The sequence below is a fragment of the Paenibacillus sp. MY03 genome (assembly GCF_002165585.1).
Classification (GTDB): domain Bacteria; phylum Bacillota; class Bacilli; order Paenibacillales; family Paenibacillaceae; genus Pristimantibacillus; species Pristimantibacillus agaridevorans.
This window is the reverse complement of the sequence record NZ_MXQD01000038.1, coordinates 64,635-82,540: the sequence shown is the minus strand read 5'-3', so window position 1 is coordinate 82,540 and position 17,906 is coordinate 64,635. Positions and strand designations below refer to the sequence as shown.

General features: G+C 48.1%; 12 protein-coding genes and 1 pseudogene. 1 reads left to right on the top strand and 12 read right to left on the bottom strand.

From position 1 onward, the window contains the following. Positions 1 to 6 precede the first annotated feature (6 nt). The 8 genes and pseudogenes from B1748_RS25380 to B1748_RS25350 form a co-directional block, all read right to left on the bottom strand. Positions 7 to 1,452: a hypothetical protein gene (locus tag B1748_RS25380; protein WP_087570737.1), complete on the bottom strand. Its 1,446-nt coding sequence runs from the start codon at positions 1,450 to 1,452 to the stop codon at positions 7 to 9. A gap of 111 nt (positions 1,453 to 1,563) precedes the next feature. Then, on the bottom strand, positions 1,564 to 5,202 hold the full coding sequence (locus tag B1748_RS25375) for a DUF4838 domain-containing protein (RefSeq protein ID WP_256975924.1): 3,639 nt from the start codon (positions 5,200 to 5,202) through the stop codon (positions 1,564 to 1,566). 15 nt (positions 5,203 to 5,217) lie between these two features. Then, positions 5,218 to 5,454 (bottom strand): annotated as a pseudogene (locus tag B1748_RS38130) (S-layer homology domain-containing protein); the annotation flags it as partial. 35 nt (positions 5,455 to 5,489) lie between these two features. Continuing rightward, a complete protein-coding gene (locus B1748_RS25370) occupies positions 5,490 to 6,326 on the bottom strand; it encodes a carbohydrate ABC transporter permease (RefSeq protein WP_087570735.1) in 837 nt (278 codons plus the stop codon). A gap of 36 nt (positions 6,327 to 6,362) precedes the next feature. After that, positions 6,363 to 7,310, bottom strand: a complete 948-nt coding sequence (locus B1748_RS25365) for a carbohydrate ABC transporter permease (RefSeq protein ID WP_087570734.1) — start codon at positions 7,308 to 7,310, stop codon at positions 6,363 to 6,365. Between the two features lie 78 nt (positions 7,311 to 7,388). Beyond that, positions 7,389 to 8,891 (bottom strand): ABC transporter substrate-binding protein, encoded by a 1,503-nt coding sequence (locus tag B1748_RS25360; protein WP_087570733.1) that lies wholly within the window; start codon positions 8,889 to 8,891, stop codon positions 7,389 to 7,391. A 232-nt stretch (positions 8,892 to 9,123) separates the two neighbouring features. Next, positions 9,124 to 11,388: an AraC family transcriptional regulator gene (locus tag B1748_RS25355; RefSeq protein WP_087570732.1), complete on the bottom strand. Its 2,265-nt coding sequence runs from the start codon at positions 11,386 to 11,388 to the stop codon at positions 9,124 to 9,126. A gap of 238 nt (positions 11,389 to 11,626) precedes the next feature. Next, complete coding sequence (locus B1748_RS25350) at positions 11,627 to 12,388, bottom strand: sugar phosphate isomerase/epimerase family protein (protein WP_087570731.1); 762 nt, start codon at positions 12,386 to 12,388, stop codon at positions 11,627 to 11,629. 248 nt (positions 12,389 to 12,636) lie between these two features. Between B1748_RS25350 and B1748_RS25345 the strand changes: the two genes are divergently transcribed. Continuing rightward, positions 12,637 to 13,737 (top strand): SGNH/GDSL hydrolase family protein, encoded by a 1,101-nt coding sequence (locus B1748_RS25345; RefSeq protein WP_087570730.1) that lies wholly within the window; start codon positions 12,637 to 12,639, stop codon positions 13,735 to 13,737. Positions 13,738 to 14,247: 510 nt separating this feature from the next. Here B1748_RS25345 and B1748_RS25340 read toward each other — a convergent pair. Genes B1748_RS25340 through B1748_RS25325 form a run of 4 tightly spaced genes read right to left on the bottom strand, consistent with a single transcriptional unit; the run spans position 14,248 to position 17,887 of the window. Beyond that, the gene (locus tag B1748_RS25340; RefSeq protein ID WP_087570729.1) at positions 14,248 to 15,420 is read right to left on the bottom strand and encodes a M24 family metallopeptidase; all 1,173 of its coding nucleotides are present in this window, start codon (positions 15,418 to 15,420) and stop codon (positions 14,248 to 14,250) included. A gap of 42 nt (positions 15,421 to 15,462) precedes the next feature. After that, positions 15,463 to 16,368 (bottom strand): polysaccharide deacetylase family protein, encoded by a 906-nt coding sequence (locus B1748_RS25335; protein WP_087570728.1) that lies wholly within the window; start codon positions 16,366 to 16,368, stop codon positions 15,463 to 15,465. Between the two features lie 48 nt (positions 16,369 to 16,416). Continuing rightward, positions 16,417 to 16,788 (bottom strand): sensory rhodopsin transducer, encoded by a 372-nt coding sequence (locus B1748_RS25330; RefSeq protein WP_087570727.1) that lies wholly within the window; start codon positions 16,786 to 16,788, stop codon positions 16,417 to 16,419. 25 nt (positions 16,789 to 16,813) lie between these two features. Beyond that, positions 16,814 to 17,887, bottom strand: a complete 1,074-nt coding sequence (locus B1748_RS25325; RefSeq protein ID WP_087570726.1) for a LacI family DNA-binding transcriptional regulator — start codon at positions 17,885 to 17,887, stop codon at positions 16,814 to 16,816. Between the last annotated feature and the right edge of the window lie 19 nt (positions 17,888 to 17,906).

Below are 17,906 nucleotides of genomic sequence, written 5' to 3'. Positions count from 1 at the left end.
TCACCCTTACAGCTTTCGCAAAATGTCATACGCTTTGTCTTCATAAACCTGCTGCCACTCTGGCCCCAGCATACATTCCGTCACTTCGTAACCGCCTTTATCGTAATGGTAAACGGGAGGCGCATAATGCAAATATCCGTTGGAAAACGCTGCAACGATCGTGTGCGCATGCGGCGAGGCCTTTTTCAAATTTAAGCCGATCTCGGCAAGCAATTCCGCAGGAGCCGTAATAATTGCACAATCCCCAATCTTAATCCCTTGCACCTCGGCCGCTACGGTCGGTTCGTCCGCCTCCTCCGTCAACTGCTTATGGAAGTTCAGCGTATCGATGTCCTCCTGAATCTTCACCAACTGCTCCATCGCGAAGATATTGTTTAAATATTGATCGATATTGCCGCGATTGTGGACATCCATCGTAACCAGCTCATTCGAGCCGATCCGCTCCTCCTGCAAATATCTGTACTTGTAATCAGCTGGATAGTCGCCGTTAAGCGCATATTTCAAATACAAGGGCAAAAACGTTTTGAAATTTAAACAAGTGTTTCTTAAAGAAGCCAGCAGTTCCGCCTGATCGCGCAGTCTCGCCGCAATTCTGTCGTCAAAGTCCGATTTTCTTTGAAGCTGGACCGTCTCGGACATCACGCTGAGACTAACCTCCGCGGTCCGAATCCCGTTAATGGCCTTTAACGCGCTCAGACCCAGCATCATCCCCATCTGCTCACTGTTTCTTGGACGATTGATATCTTTGAAGTGCAATTCCAGGATGTCTCCGCCTGCTCCTTGGAAAAAGAATGCCATCGCGCCGTGGCCCAAGCTTTCTTCGATAACCTTGGAGGAGAAGCCTGGAAAATTGGCTGTTACCCCCTTGTTCGGCACACCGATGAGAAGATGGCAAGCGAAATTGTACACGACCGCCAGCACCGTTCCGTCCAAACGGTCGATTCGAATAATACCGATATCCGGATCGATAGGCCCGACGTCTGCTACGTCCTCGTCCGGGGGACTCGGGAAAGCGTAACGAACCGTCCAATGGCTGCCGTCCTTCATCTTCATATTGCGGTTAAACGTAATACGGTCTTCATAACCGTAACCGGAGCCGGCTCTCGCCTCTGTTCTATTTTCCATCGCTTCTTTTACGGCATCAAACGTACGATTAACCTGCTCGTCATCATCGCATAGCAGTCGGCCCAGCGGGTGCGTGTGAGACGCGTTTACCAGCACATGCGAGCCGGGAATGCCCAGCTCCGCTTCGATTTTGCTTCGCAGCTTCATCATAAAATCATCTTTGACGTCTCCCAAGCCGCCAATCGCAAGCACATCCATCGCGATGATGACCACGATTTTGCTCCCGTCATCCAGCACCAAAGCTTTGGCGTAAAGCGGATCGTTAACTAAAACTCCGACGTCGTTTGTTGTTATATCTCTTTTGGCTGTGCCAGCAAGTAAACTCATAATAAAGCCTCTCCCCATCGGATCATAGGTACAGACGGGCTACTGCTATGGACGTTCAATCCCGTAGACATCAGTCCCGCCTGTATAATTATGCTTAAAAATTATGGAAGTCTATTGATTCTGGTAGAACACCGCATCATCTAGATACAGCGTATTGCCTTCGCCCACTTCATGCACCAATACAACAAATTGTCCTTGCGCAATGTCGACATTGCCAACTGTTTCGGGGATCGAGCCTATCCAGTCGACGGATGCCCATGAGCCGGAAACAGCCTCAATCGGTTTAATTGCCGATCTTAGCGTATCCAGTACATTGCCCTGCTCATCCAGCAGGTTCAAGGTCAACTCGACGTAACCTCCGCTACCTCCGCTTGTTGCGCCTTTCTCGAAGTAATAATGAACTCGCGCTGCAAAAGCTCCCTGACTGACGGGGATTGGTTGGAATGGTCCGCCGTGATACAAATCATTAATACGCAGACTCGCTTGCCCCGTACGGGCTACTTCGATATCCCGTTGCATGCCTCCCACACTATGCACCCAGTACGCCCAAGGCGGTGCGGATACTGTGCCGGACTCGAAAGAAAAGTTGCCGTTAATCGGCAAAGCGTTGCCATCTGCGATATCCATCAGTAAACGAGCATACTCGCGATCTTCGGAAGCTTCAGCGTTTTGAACAAACGATTCCAGATCTTGGCGCAATTCCTCATTTCCCATATCCGATCCCGTAAGTTGATCAAAGCGACTCCAGAATGTATTCGGGAAGTTCCACCCTTCCTGCGCCTGATAGAGCTCTACATCATCGATATAAAGCGGCGTGCCGTCCGTCAAATTATTAACGATAACGACGACTTGAGCAGTTCCTACTTCCTTGCCGTTAATCTCCTCGGGAATACTAATTAATTGATGAAGCGATGCCCACTCTCCTGCCGTATCCTTTAATGCCTCTACATCAAACTTTTGAGCGTACAGAAACGCCCCTTCCGTATCGAACAGATTGAATCCATACTGAATTGAACCATCCGTTTGCGTACCAGCGGGGGTATAGTAGAATGCTCTGGCAGCGAGTAGACCTGGCTTGACTGATGCCATCTGCGCCGGCCCGCCGCGATCAAGATCGCGGATGACCAGACTTGCGTTGCCGGTTCGCGAAAAATCCGTTGTTTTTTGCATGCTGCCACTTTCTCTAATCCAATAAATCCATGATGTTGCTTCGGTGGTTGTTCCAAATTCAAAAGAAGTATTATCATTAACCGGGAACAATCCTTCGCTGCTTGTAAACAGCAATTTGCTATAATCGCGTATGGGCGCAGACTCGCTGCTCTCCATAATTTCATTAAGCCGTTCCGTAACAGGTCCTCCTGAAGGCTCGTTCTCATTCATGTAGTTCGACAAACGCCAGAAGGAATGTGGATTCCATCCCGACCACCTAAGTTCAAACGGCCTGGGATCAAGCTGGTGTATCAATACGGGATCGTTTTTAAATTCGTCAACCAGATCGTACCGGGTATTCGCCCACTCCACTTTTTCTTCTCCATGTTCAACAACGTCTTCCAGCATAGCGAGCGCTGATTCGACATCCGCTGGAGGTGCCGCGTCCTTCGGATAACTAAGCGCCGATGCTTCATAATATTCGAAAGCGCGAAGCAACGAATTGGCTCTTGCTTCCTGCTGATCCGTTTCCGTCTTGCCTACGACCGATTCAAGCAATATTCTGCTTTCGGAAATCTCTTCATCCGTGACCAGCTTTAGATAAGAAGCGGTGTCAAAATAAAAGTAAGTCAACACTTTGTTCACTTGGAACCACGGCGAATCAACAATTCTTTCCGTCCAAAAGTGCTCCCAGTGCTCGTAATACGCAATCAAGTCGGGTGCTGCGGCAGCGCCAACCGCTCTCACTGCCCATTCCTCAAGCAACGCTTCCTCATCCAGGTCCGGATTCCATTGCAACTTGGCTGATATCCATGCCTTCGGCCCTTCGCCCCAGTTCGGATACAGCTCCGAATAATGCGCAATGACCCCTTTATCCCGGGCAAAGCGGTAGTTGTCCGCCATGAGTCCTGTGTAAATACGAGGTAATGTGTAAGGAGCGCCGTAATTGTAGTCGTACCAGCCCAAACTATCGGCAACGAGACTCCACTTCTCCATCTGAGCTTGCCCCGCATCCCTTATATCCTCATCAACCCAGGCCATACGATCTTTTGTAATGAGCGGAACAACTCTGGAATTAAGCTGGATGCCAACAGGCGGGTCCGTTACATTTTCATAAGCCAGCAGGCCAAACCATTTATCCGGGTACACTTCAAGAACACCTTCGACTACCTGGTTTATCCATTCGTAATAAATATCCGACATATCGACCAAACCGACGGAGTTAAGCTTGTCGGGGTAAGCCGGATGTGCGGGATTTGCTTCGCAAAATCCATTGCCATCATTAATGCCTAACGAATAGGAGGATTCGTCCGGATGATCATAAAAATACTGAATGATATTGTCGATTGCCTCTTCGACTATCCCTGGCGCAGTAAAGCATGGTTGCCATCCAATATCGTTGTTGTCATCCGGCACGATACCATTTGGATAAAACTCCGGGTGACTTTCTCGATATTGAGATGGAGGAAACAGGTTCGATAAATTATGATGGAATTCAATTTGCAAATGCATGCGGTTTTTCTCCGCCCATTCACTTTGCAGCGGATACGGACGCTCAGGCGTTGCAGGTGTGTGTATCGGACTAAAGACGCGCGACGCAAAGGCAGGCTCTTCCCTTATATCTTGTTTGGGGACCACAATATTCGACTTCTGCGGCACGTCCTCTCCAGCCGGGCCTGGCATTAGCCACCGCACGTCGACATACCGCTCCAGAAACTCTAGCACTCCATACATGGTGCCCCAAGAAGTAGGACCTACAATACTAATGGCATTGCCGTGAGGATGTATAACAAAGCCATCCCCGCCCAAGCCTTGCATCAGTTCGATAAGTTCTGGGCTAGTCTGGCCGCTTCTCTCACCCACAAAAATGCGAACGTGGCTAATAAGCTCCTCATGATTGCCCGATGACGGTTCTTCCGACAACACTGGCAATAACACACCTGTAGATTTTTCTACATACTCTGCCAAGGTGCTCGCTGCTGCCTGAACGCGCTCATCCGCCTCGGAATCGACGATGATAACCGCATTCGCTTCCTGATTGTTTATAATAGACAATGTTGTTGGCACTGGCACTGGCACCGTAACTGGCACCGGCACGGTTGTTTCTTCTGATTCCGAACCTTCTGCCGGTTGCTCATCTATTGGCTTAGTCGCTATACCGGCTTTCTCTGTATAGTTAAAGAAATTTACGGCAAATTCGTAAGCGAGTCTTGCGACCGCCTGTCTTTGCGCGTTCCCTTGCGGATCAAAGTACAGCAGCCCGTCCGCGCTTGGTATTCCATTAACAAATCCGATATGAAAAGCAAGCGATATATGAGGTTTCGCCCAATCGGATATCCGCTTGTCATCAGAGAACTCAGATGTGGTCGACCGAAAAGCTTTTGCCGTCTCTTCCATACCAAAAGCGCGAATAAAAAAAACGATCAACTGCTCTCTGGTGACAAGTCCCTCTGGCGAAAATCTCGATTTCGATGTTCCGCGTGTTATACCTGCTTCTACAAGCGCTCCGATATACCCGCCATACCAACTCCCTTCTTTCACATCGGTAAAGTGTTTGGTATTTCCAAAGTTTTCCTCCAACTTTAAAAGCTTAGCGATCACTTTAGCCATTTCAGCCCGAGTGATTGGCTTACTCGGTCCGAAAGTTCCATCCGCATAACCCGATAGAACACCCGATTCTACCAAAGCTTCAATTTCACTCTTTGCATAAGATGATGAGATATCCGGAAAACCGGATTTGTCTGATACAGTTCCGCTTTCTGCAACAATTGCCGACGATAGAACAGAAGTAACTAAAGCAACAACAAGAAGACAGACCGCTATATGACGCAGTTTCCTTAAACGCTTCAGCATTAAACTAGCCTCCCATTTTTATACAAATGATGAAACTATCCTTTTACCGCACCTAGCGTCGCGCCTTCCATAATCGACCGCTGAAACAGCATATAGAACACAACCGATGGTGCCAGCGTAATCATAACCCCAGCGAAAAGCGTTACCCAATCTGCGGAGTACTGCATCATACTGTTGGCATGATACATATTGACCGCCATAGTGTATTTGCTCTGATCGCTTAAGTAAATAAATGGACCGAGAAAATTGTTGTATAATTCCAAAAATTTAAAAATGGCGACTGTCACAATGCCGGGCAATGCCAGCGGAACGATAATTTGCAGAAACACACGATACAGAGAAGCGCCATCCATAAATCCGCTCTCCTCGAGCTCTTTTGGCAGCGACTGCATAAAACCGCCAAGCAGCATGAGGTAGAATGCGCTTTCGCCAAAACTATCCAGAATGATAAGTCCAGTCAAGCTGTTGGTCAGGTTCAACTCTCGCATCAATACGTACTGGGGAATCAAGGCAGTAAGCCCAGGCAGAAACAGCGACAGCATGATAATGCCCCAGATCAGCTTGCGTCCTTTAAAAGTGATGCGGGTCAATGCATATGCATTCATCGTCGTAAGGGAGACACTAATGATTAAGCTAAGTCCGACATAATAAGCCGTGTTCAACGCGGCGGAACCCACATGAAATTTGTCCCACGCCTTAACATAGTTCGACCACATCCATACTTCCGGCAGCGACCACACATCCTGAAAAAATTCGCGGTTCGTTTTAAGCGACTCGTAAAGTATCCACATGATAGGAAACAAGATGGTTATAGAAAATGCGATGAGAATACCCCACCAGATAAAATCAACGGCCGTTCTGCGTTCAGCCAAGTTTCTCTCCTCCATTCCAACGCTCACAGCCTAAGGTCAATACTCAGAAGAGCGGTTAGCAAAAAGTTTATCCGTAACAAGTTTAACGATGACAAGAAAAACAAACAAAAACATGCCTATTGCCGAAGCGTATCCATAATTATGAAATTCCTTGCCAAAAGCAAGATTAAACATATAGAGACCGATAACGTCTGTCGACCCCGCCGGCCCGCCATTAGTAAGCACAAGCACGTTCTCGAATCCTTTGAGCGCTCCAAGGGTAAGAAACAACACGCTTACCCGAATAATAGGCATAATCAACGGTATCGTAATCTTAAACAGCCGCGTCATATGGTTTGCTCCTTCCAATATCGCCGATTCGTAAAGCGATTTTGGTATGGTGATCATGGCATTTGAGAAAATGACGACATATAGTCCGACTCCTCCCCATACGGATGGCGGAATAATCGCCCATAACGCCGTGTCCGTATTTCCGATCCAGTAGAAATCCCCGATCTCGATACCGACAAGACGCAGCAGCGAATTAAGCAATCCAAAGCTGCCATCGTAAATAAATGCCCACAACAACGCAATGACGACGCTCGAAAGCACATTCGGGAAAAAGAACAGTACCTTTAAAACCCCGACGCCTTTGTACGATTTGTTTGTCAACAGATAAGCCAGCAGCAAGGAGAATAATATAACCAATGCGGGAACAAAAATCATAAGCACGGCATTGTGCGACAACGCGCGCCATACGTATCGATCTTGGAGCAAGTTGATGTAATTTTCAAAGCCAACAAACTTAGGCGTCGAAATACCATCCCAATTAAGCAAGGAATAATAGACGGATACGAGATTCGGGTAAAGTGTAAACAATAAGTAGCCACCAAAAGCCGGTACAATGGCGATCAACAGAAAAATATATTTTTGCGTCTGCGATCTTTGCGCCCATGCTTGAAGCCATGTATTTTGGCGAATCCCTACTCCAATCCGATCATTCAAAGCTGCAACGCCTCCTTTAATTCCGCGTTGCGAGAAACGAACGTCCCCGCACCGCGCGGCCTTCTTCTTTTCAAGTATTTACTTCTGCTGTGCTTCGAGAGCTTTCTTTAAAAACTCGTCAGCTTCCTCGAGAAGCGGTATTGGATCCAGTTTGCCTTCGGTAACTTCCGTAATCATCTCCTGAATAATTTTCCCCGCTTGCGCCGCGGCAGGATCTGTCAAAGCGATATGATGGGCTTCTGTTTCCCCTTGCACTTTATTTTTATCCATATACGCAAGCATGTTTTTTACGGCATCCTGCAAAGTATCGGCTCTTGCCGTATCCGTCAAATAATCGTTTCGCACAGGCATGGCACCGCCTTTTTCTGCGATCATTTGCTGGACGTCCATGTTCCACAACCACACATTAAACTCTTTGGCCCATTGCTTATTCAGCTCCGGTTTGTCTGCCCAAATATAATTGCCATTGGCGGCAAAAAATCTAAGCCATTTCGTGCTGTCAGGTTTATCCCCCATCGGCACAACCATGAAACCCCACTCAAAACCTTCAGGCGTAGAATCTTTCATTTCGTTGCCTACCCAAACACCCGTGGCAACTGTTGCGGCTTTCCCTTGCAGCACCTGCATCTGCGATTGCGTATGATTGAGCCCTGCAACGCCTTTCGGGAAAAACCCTTTTTTGCCGAGCTCTGCGACGCGGCTCCATACCGCTTTAAATTCCGGGGACGAATAATACGGGAGCTTATAGTTCCGGAACGTATCCTCAAAACTTTCCAAATTACCGTTAATTTCGGCCATCTCGAAAAATTTCCATGCGCCAAATGCATTATGAAGATACTCAGGGTACACGCCCGGATATGAGATTGGAATAATATTTTGTGCTTTTATGTCTTCTCCAAGCTTAACGAATTCCTCCCAAGTGTTCGGGTTTTCATTCCATCCATATTGTTCGAACAGCTTTTTATTGTAGAACAGGCCAGTCCCGTAACCTGCGTTTGGAAGAGCATACGTATCCCCCATAATTCGCGGGGCGCCCTCAAAGTAACCGGGATAAGCAAGCTCCTTCACTGTGTTTCCGCTGCCGTCGTAAACTTTGCGATCCCATAAATCCTCTTGCGATTCCAGCTTGCCCGACTCCACCAACGCGTTAAGCGCGTCGTTCCCGCCCGGCAGACCGCCGGAGAACATATCGAACATATCTTCCGTATTGTTCGCCGAAATTTTCGTACTCGTTATACCAGCGATTTCCGAAGAATATACAACGTCGAAGCTGACGTTCGGAAACTTCTGCTTAAACGTATCCATCGCGTAATCGAACCATCCCCGGCCCATGCCGCCTTCAAAAAAACCAACCTTCAGCGTAACCTTTTGATCTTTAGGAAGACCATTCTCTTCATATACATCTTCCGCCTTGTCATTGCCGCCGGAGTTGTTAGCTCCTGCCGCCGGAGTGCTCGAAGGTTGGTTTGAAGATTGATTTCCGTTGTTCCCCCCGTTGCTGCAAGCAGCGACTACTAAAGTAAGAAGCAGACAAACAATTATTGCTTTTGAAGCTTTCAAAGCGGCTTTGCTTTTTTTCATTTAAACCCCTCCATTTTTTATTTGACACCCTGACTAGTGAGCGCGGCTGTCGTCCATAAAACTAGCACAAGATCGAATGGACCGTAAATCATCGCTATTATAACCATAATCAAATTTCTAATCGCATCAAAAAAAGCCCGAATCCACTGAACTCAAGGGGGGGCCTTGACGAACATTCGATGCAGGCTTGATCAAACAGGCAATAATCGTTTTTGAGGCAATAATCATTATTCTACTGCAGCAATTCCTTGCGATAATTACCCGGAGTATCCCCCATCGTCTTTTTAAATGTCCGTATAAACGTTAACGTATTCGTAAACCCGACGGCAACGGCAATATCCTGCACTGTTATTTCAGTGTTCTCTTTTAGTAAAGGCAATGCGGCATTAATCCTTTCCCGGGCCAAATAGTCGGAGAAGTTTTCGCCAAATTCCTCTTTGAACAACCGGCTTAAATAACCCGACTTTAATCCGAATTCGTCACTCAAACGGGTAAGAGACATATCGGGATCCGCGAAATTTTCGCCGATAAACCATTTGACCTTCTGGATGAGTTGATGATTGTTTTTGCTTTGTCTGAGCTGACGCATCTGCTCGAAGGCGTCTTGCATAACCCGTTGGAATTCCTCACAGCTCTCATCGACCGTTTCCTTCTGATCCAACACCGCTTTTAACCGGTTATGAATATCTCCATTCCAAATCGTCTGGAATTCCAGGGGCAGATCCATCATTTCCTTGTGCAAATGAAAGACAAGGTAGTTCAACAAGCTGTGCAAATCGTCTAGCGAATACATCTGACTTTTAACGGTCCGATAGAGCTCTTGGTAGTGATCCTGCCAATCCTCTTCGCCTGATCGGAACGATTGACAGATGGCCCGAATGTTTTGAAGTTGCCTGAACATTTCTCCTTGCGGCATCGAAATCAAATCTTCCGGTCCAATAAGCCGGTTCATGCCCAGCGAAGCCTTGTATTGGAGTGTGTTCAAAGCGCATGTATACGATTCCTGAACTTTTCCTATGTCATCCTGGCCGTTCCCGATACCGATTGTAATCGTGTACGGCAAGTTTTGTTCCACCCATGACCGAAGCTTTTCGCATAGCTGTACAATTTGATCAACCGACACCTCCGGACTCTCCGACATATAGATAACGGCCATCTGCCTGCGGTTCAACCACTCCGACCAGCTCTGGATGGATTCGATTTCGCCAATCTCCCGGTTCGCTCCGCTTAAAGCAAATTTGAGCAACTGCTGATCTCTATGGTTGTATCGATCGGCAAATTCCATATACCGGTCGATCTCTATAACCGCAACGATTAAGGTATGGACGGAGATGTTCATCCCAAAAAGCTCCACTTCGTCTTTCCAGCTCGAATCGCTTTCGTTTACTCCTCCCTCTAGCAGGTTGAGAAAGATTTGTTTTTTGCGATAGACTCTATTTTTATTATTTTCTTCCTGAAGGATGCTGGAGGTATCCATCAAATCCTCTATCGCTCTGGCTATATAGTTGAACTCGTCTACTCCCTTGTCCCCTGGTAAAACCTGCTTCTTTTGCTTGGAATAATCCGCGATCCGATTTGTAATCGTTTGAATTGGCCGATAGTTTCGTCGCGTAACATAGATAAGCCAGAACACTCCGATGGCGATAATTAGAAAACCGAAAGCGATCCATACGTAAAACAGGGACGAAACCCATTCGGCAATGCCATTTTTGTATACGCCGCTCCGCACGGTCCAGCCTGTATAATCGGATGTCACCTTGGACATCACTTCACCCTGATTCGGATCTCTCTCCATCTCCTCCGCAAGATTGCCCGGCTTGCTGCTCGGCAAATAGCTGGAAGCGATTACATGTCCGTCGTCATTTACCAATTCAATAAAATTGATAGGCGAAGGAGACATTCGCTCTATCATCTCGCTCAAGCTATCCGTTTTGACATTGACAACGACCAGGCTGCGGGTCGACAATTGTACAAACTTTGCCAGACTAATGACACCTCTGCCTGCTTCATGCGATTGCTCGCGATACTCTCTTGTTCCTTCCCATTTAAAAGGTTTTAAATTACCTATTGCACGGCCAATATATTCCTTGTCGTCGAAGTTTTCAATTTCAATAATAGCCGTGGGAGTGAGAACCGTCTCGTCGTTTAAACGATACAAATAGATCGAATCGATAAAGCGATTGCCCTGTAACAGCTCTCCAAAGATGTTGATCGTTTGGTAATCCGTATAGAGCCGTTGCTCGCGAGGGAGGGGTTCAAAAAAAGTGTTGATTATTTGATTGTTAACAATATTGAGGAATAAGGATTCGTCGATGACACGTAGCGTATCATCAATCGTTTGCATAATGGTTTGCGCCAAAAAATCGTTTGCCTTCATAGCTGATCGCTTGGACATCTCGCTTAATGTTAAATACGTGATAAGCAACATGCTCAAACTGATCATAAAGAAAATGGGCAAATAGGATAATAGCAACTTGTTGAACCAGTTTTTTTTCATAGTGCTCCCCTGTCTACTATCACTGCAGAATTAATAGATTGACTAAATCTTACTCTGCTTTTGTCGAAATTGTAAACCAGTTTAAACAATTTTCGCATTTACCACTGCTGTTTCTTCTAGTTTTTTGTTAAGAGTAGGGGGTTAACCCCCGCCATTGTTGCGCGGGGGAACTTTATATCATAGGAAGCCGTGAACGAGGATGGATACAAGGTGGGGGAGTCAGGAGATGGTGACGAAGCTACGATTTAACCAATCGAAGCAACTCGGCGGCATCCTCCAGGAACTGCTCGGGATCGTCGTTCCGCACAAATTCCAGCATCGCAAAGCGAAGGTTCCCCGCTATTGGACGAAAGTGCTGGACATACGCTCCCCATTCCTCCGAGCCAGCGGAGAGCGGAAGCCGCTCGCCAAGCTGCCAATGATACACATGAACATCTGCAAGATACGGCAGTACGCCTTCCAGAGATTCGAGCCGCTGTTCTACCGACAGCGTTGTTGGGGGCTGCCAGTTCGTCCTGACATTAGGATGGTCTGCCGCCTCAAGCAGTGCGATCGTCGATTCAAGGGTATCGGTCAGCGTATTGGCATGGTACTCCAAATGAATGCGAATATTCTCCTTCTGAGCTTGATCGGCAATACGAACGATGTCTGCGGTTACCTGATCCCGCCAGCCTGGATCCGCCGCTTCGCTGCCTTTGTTGCCCGCCCAAATCCGTATGGCCGGCGCACCCAGCGCCACCGCGCTGCCCAGGACATCCTCGAAAGACGGTACATCCGAATCAAGAACGCCGGCCTTGTAGTACGAACCGTAGGATGCGATGATGAGTCCCGCTTCTTCCGTTACTCTTTTTACATGATGCGCAACCTCCACATTGCCATGGGGCACATGGATGTCCCCTCCCCATTCGATGGCATCCAGGCCGGCTTGAACCGTCAGCGCAACGATCTCTTCGGGCTGTAATTGGCGAAACGTAATGGACAACATGCCAGTATGCAGCATTTCAGCTCACTCCTTCTATCATTTTTTCCAATCCGATAGACCTAATATAAGCCGCACGCTCCAAAATGTCTAGAAAACAACGACGCACGAAGCGCATAATCAGCAAGGCCCGCCAAAAACAAGCGTGCATTAACTTCCTTCCTATCAGTCACTATGCCAAAGGGCTTCTCTGTGTTAGTATTTGAGGTATCGTCAGGAAAGCGCACTACATTAGCAATTATAGATGGAAGGGAGATACAAGACTGATCATGAAAATACGGGAGAACAGAATTGAAACTTATGATAGAAATATGAGGCCCGACGAGGCAAATCAAGACAACATGAAATGGCATTCGCCCAAAATGAGTCCCTTCCACGTCTCAGGTCTTGCCTGGTTTGCGGAAGAGGGCAAGTATCGGAGACTGCCAACTGCGCCAAAGGCCGTGCTGCCTGCTGCTGTAGATTATTTGGCCAATCATCCGGCGGGTGCGCAAGTTCGTTTTCAAACTGACTCTCCTTCTTTGTCGGTAAGAGTAAAGCTTGCAGATAAGGCAAATATGTTTCATATGCCAGCGACAGGACAATGCGGAGTGGATTGTTATATCGAAACATCGAATGGACTGCAATACTGCAATACAACGAAATATGATAGCGAACGGACAGAATATGATAGCGTTTTATTCCAAGACTGGCATTCCGAAATGCGCAATATCGTTCTCTATTTACCGTTGTACAAGGGCGTGGAAGAAATAGAGATTGGTTTGGAGGAGAGTGCCTCTATATTGCCCCCGCCAGACTATTTAACGGATAAAAAAATCATTATCTACGGAACTTCCATTACCCAAGGGGGTTGCGCATCGCGTCCGGGTATGGCGTATTCCAACATTTTGAGCCGCAGAATCCCGATGGAATTTTTGAATTTAGGATTTTCGGGAAGCGGCAAAGGCGAACCGGAGGTAGCTGAGGTTATTGCCAGCATCCCTAATCCTGCCTGTTTGGTTCTGGATTACGAAGCGAATTGTGTCAGTACCGAGCTTTTTCAACAAACGCTTCCTGAATTTATCCGAATCTATCGAAGCGTCCACCCTCAAACAATAGTGCTGGTCGTTTCCAAAATCCGTTACGCCAGAGAAATCTTCCCGGATCACAGGGAACTGTATCAGACAAGAATGGAGTGCAAGCAATTTCAGCAGTCACTCGTTCATGAGCTTCGATCCAAAGGCGATCCAAATATTTTCTTTATCGACGGCTCTGACTTGCTCGGCAGTGATTTTCATGAATGTACGGTAGATGGCACGCATCCAACTGACTTAGGTTTTCTCAGGATGGCGGATCGTCTCGAACCAATATTTAAATCTCTGCTGCTATGAGCGGTAGTTCGCTCGCACTCTGTTCGAGGATGAGCGACCGCGTTTAGTAGCAACAAGAGGCTGTCCAATAAGTCTCAAAAATAAAAAGTTGGGCGGAAAAATGTCCGTCCAACTTTTGTGTACCTGCTTTTTCAGGAAAGTGGCGAGGTGGATGCCTGCCACTTTTAAACATTCTACCAAAACGGGGCGTCCAGCATTCCGTTTTCACTGACTTTTGGAATAACCATTTTTCCAGGTGCCGCCTATTTGCTGGATTGTGTATGAATTTACATATACGTTTGGCCAGATGCCGGCCTATTTGGTGAATTGTGTATGAATTTTCATACACGTTTAGCCAGGTGCCGGCCTATTTGCTGGATTGTATATGAAATTTCATTTACGTTTGGCCAGGTGCCTGCCTGTTTGGTGAATTGTATATGAATTTTCATACACGTTTGGCCAGGTGCCACCCTATTTGCTGGATTGTATTTGAAATTTCATACACGTTTGGCCAGATGCCGCCTTATTATTTTAAAACTCCAATTCGTGTATTGTGCCTACCGGCTGGCACATAAGCTCGCAGCCTCCCGGCGTAATGACGACGCCTTTCTCCCAACGGATGCCGAACGTCGGCGTCATGACAAAGGTATCGATCTGGAACGTCATGTTCGGCTCCAGCAAGTACTCGGACGACGTCTCCATCCAAGGCGCTTCCACCTCGATCATTCCCGTGCCGTGGCAAGGACCGTACAGGTAATTGTCCGCATAGCCGTTATCGCCAAAAAATTTAATAAAACCTTTCGCCACATCGCTCGCTACGACGCCCGCTTTGAGCTGGGCTTGCGTCCATTCGTGCGCACGGAGGCCAAATTCGATAACATCGCGGCGCTCCGAAGTCAACTTGCCAAGGCTGATGGGCAGTCCGACTGCCGCCGAATAGCCGTCGACTTTGGCGGACAAGTTCAATTGCACGATGTCTCCCGCGTTAATGACGCGGTGCGAAGAACGGGAAATCGCATGGCTCGTCGACTTTTCGCTGAAAATATACATCGGCAACCCTTCGTATTCGGCGCCATGTTCGTAAATAACGCGCTGGGCGACGCCAACCATCTGTGATTCCGTAACGCCCGGGCGGATCGTCCGGATGACTTCTTCCGTCGCAAGCTCGGCAATACGGTAGCCTTCGCGCATGCACGCCAGCTCGTTGACCGATTTGATCCGGCGCAGCGAAACCATAATGTCGTCCGCACCGACGATTTCCGCCTCAGGGTAGTTGTTCTTCAACCCTTCCATCATAACGACCGTCGTGTCGAGCAGGCTGGCGACGCCGATTTTCAGCTTGTCGCCCGTTAAGCCAAGCGCCTTAAAGACGTCCCGATACGTGTTGGGCTTAAGCTCGGGATACGCAGGGTTGGCCGACTCGCGGTATTCCATGAGCGTGAAAATTTTATCGATTTTGCCGAAGTCCGAAGCATAGACGGTGCTCTCGGGTCCAACAAGCAGCGCGGCGTCTCCCGCAGCCGTAATAACGACGCCAGCCCGCTCGAACAACGGCCAGAAGCCGCTAAAATACCGCGCGTTCGCATAGTCCGCTTCGTTGGAGTTGACAAGAAGCGCGTCCAATCCTTTTTGCTGTACCAGCTTTGCCGCCCGCTGAATTCTTTCCTTATACTCGTAGTCCGGAATACAGATCCTCGTTGACATTGTAATCCTCTCCCTTGTCCTTTTTTTTAGTTGCGTGGGCGATTATCGGATTTCACCCTTGTTCCACAGTCTGGCGAAATCATCTGCGCGATGGAAAGTAGAGCCCATATCCTTAAGCCGGTCGATCAGCAGCGAAAATTCCTTCATCGCTTTATCCCCGCAACCAAGCGTCAGGAAGCGATCCGGCGTAACGGTTGCTTCGCCGTAATGATAGCTTTCCTGAATCGGAATGAACTCCCACGGGTGGAAATAGAAACAAAGCACGACCGGCAAATTTCTATCCTTGAGAAATTTCACAAACCCGTCGATATGCTTCATCAGCGCGTCGGTCCCTTGCGTACGGAACAACGGCCATTGATCGCGGTCGCGCTCCAGTCCCGGGTCATTGCTCTTCATGACCATGTCGGCGAAGTTGGGAATTTCGACGATGTTCATATCGCCTTCCTTCGTCCAGTCGGCCGAGCTTGGATTGTACGGAACATATCGCTCCCGATAGAAGTACATCGGATAAGAGGCGTCCGACACATAATTTAGTTTCTCCAGTGAATTAAGCAACGCCGTGGAGCCCCACAGGCGGGGAGCGCGGAACGAAACCGGCTGCTCTCCGAGAACTTGCTGCACCCACTCCGTTGCTTTCTCGATACGAAACGGAACCTCCTCCGGAAGGAGTGGAACGACCCCGGGAATCGGGAACAACTCATCTCCAACCGTCTCATGGAACAAAGAATGGCAGCCGACTTCGTTGCCGCTTTGCTTTACAAGCTCTACGCTCTCCGGATTTCTCCGTGCCGCATCCCCCGTATAATAGAACGTTCCCTTAATGCCCTTCTTATCAAATAGCTCGACAAGCGGTGCTGTCGCATTCTTAACCCCGTCATAATAGGGCGTAAAGCTTCCTACGTCCGTCTCCATATCGAAGCCGAATATAACTTTGATATTATCACTCATCTATTCATCCACTCTTCTCCGTAAATATAATTGCGAAAATAAAACACTTTACTCGCTGAAGCCCATCGTCGTATAGAAAGCCATATTGTCCTGTCTCGTATCCAGTCTGCCGTATTGAACGACGACCGGCGTGTCGCTTTCGACTTTTAGCGCATACTGCAATTCTCTTGGAATAATAAATCCTTCCAGATCCTCCGGATTATCAAGCCGCAGACAGCGAACCCGCTCTCCGCCGACCTTTACTTTAATCCCCTTAACAGGCTCGCGATCCGTAAAATAAAGCGTCAAGCTAATGTCTGCCTCTTTGCTCCCCAAGTTCAGTACAATAACCGACTCATGTCCTTTCAGCAGGGAATCTCCCGCCGGCGGCAATTCGCAATCCGGGTAGATCCACAACGTATGGCCTTGACCCTTGCTCATCTTTTCACTTCCTCTATGCGTGTTGTCAGCCCTTATTCCCCATGCTTGATTGTTTCAGCAGAAGTACAGGCTCCAGCTCGATTTTCTCGTACTGCTTTCGCCCTTTATCGTGTTCTCTGCGCATAATGATTTCGGCGGCGATCGATCCGATTTCATAAGCGGGTTGAATGATGGCCGTGATGCCCGGCGAGATCAATCCCGTTTCGTCATTGGCATCGAAGCAGGCAACTGCAATATCTTCAGGAATTTTCAGCCCTCTTTCGTAAATCGCCTTTATAGCGCCGTACATGAGGAAATCGTTGGCGGCCAATACCGCAGTCGGCCGATCTTCGTTCAGCAGCCATTCGCGCATCATTCGGTATCCGTACTCCTGCTTAAACGTTCCGACGCCTATCCAACGCTCCTCGGGCGTAATGCCGTTTTCCTCTAGACATTTTCGAAAGCCAAGCATTCGTTCCGAAGATGTGGATTGGTTTAGCGGCCCCGTCATCATCGCTATTTTGCGGTGCCCCTGATCGACTAGATGTTGGGTAATGCTTCTGCTCGCTTTAGCGTTATCGATCGCTACCAAATTAAAATGATCATCTAACGAAGGCAAATTGTCGATAAAAACAAACGGAATGCCGGAATCGATATAAGGCTGGAACAGCCGGACATCCGAACCTACGGTGGCAATGACCAATCCGCTCACCTGATTTTGCAGCAGTACCCGAATGTACTCCTCTTCCTTGCCCACTTCTTCATCCGTATTACATACGAACACGTTATAACTGTTCTCGCTAGCCACCTTTTCGACGCCTTTGATGACTTTGGAATAGAAACTATTGGATAAATCCGCGACTACGACCCCGAGTGTACGAGCGCTCCGACGTTTCAAGCTGCGAGCGACTTCATTCGGTTGATACCCGGTCTGCTTGATCGCATCCAGTATGCGTTCCCGTGTCTTGGCGCCTACCCGCCCCGTTCCGTTAACGGTTCTGGAGACGGTGGACACCGATACATTTAATTGTTTGGCAAGATCTTTGAGCTGCACGGCATCTCTCCACTCCTCTTTTAAAGGTTGAGACAACGTTTGCGCAAACAGCAAAAGTTGGCTCACATCCGCTTCCCATGCGGAA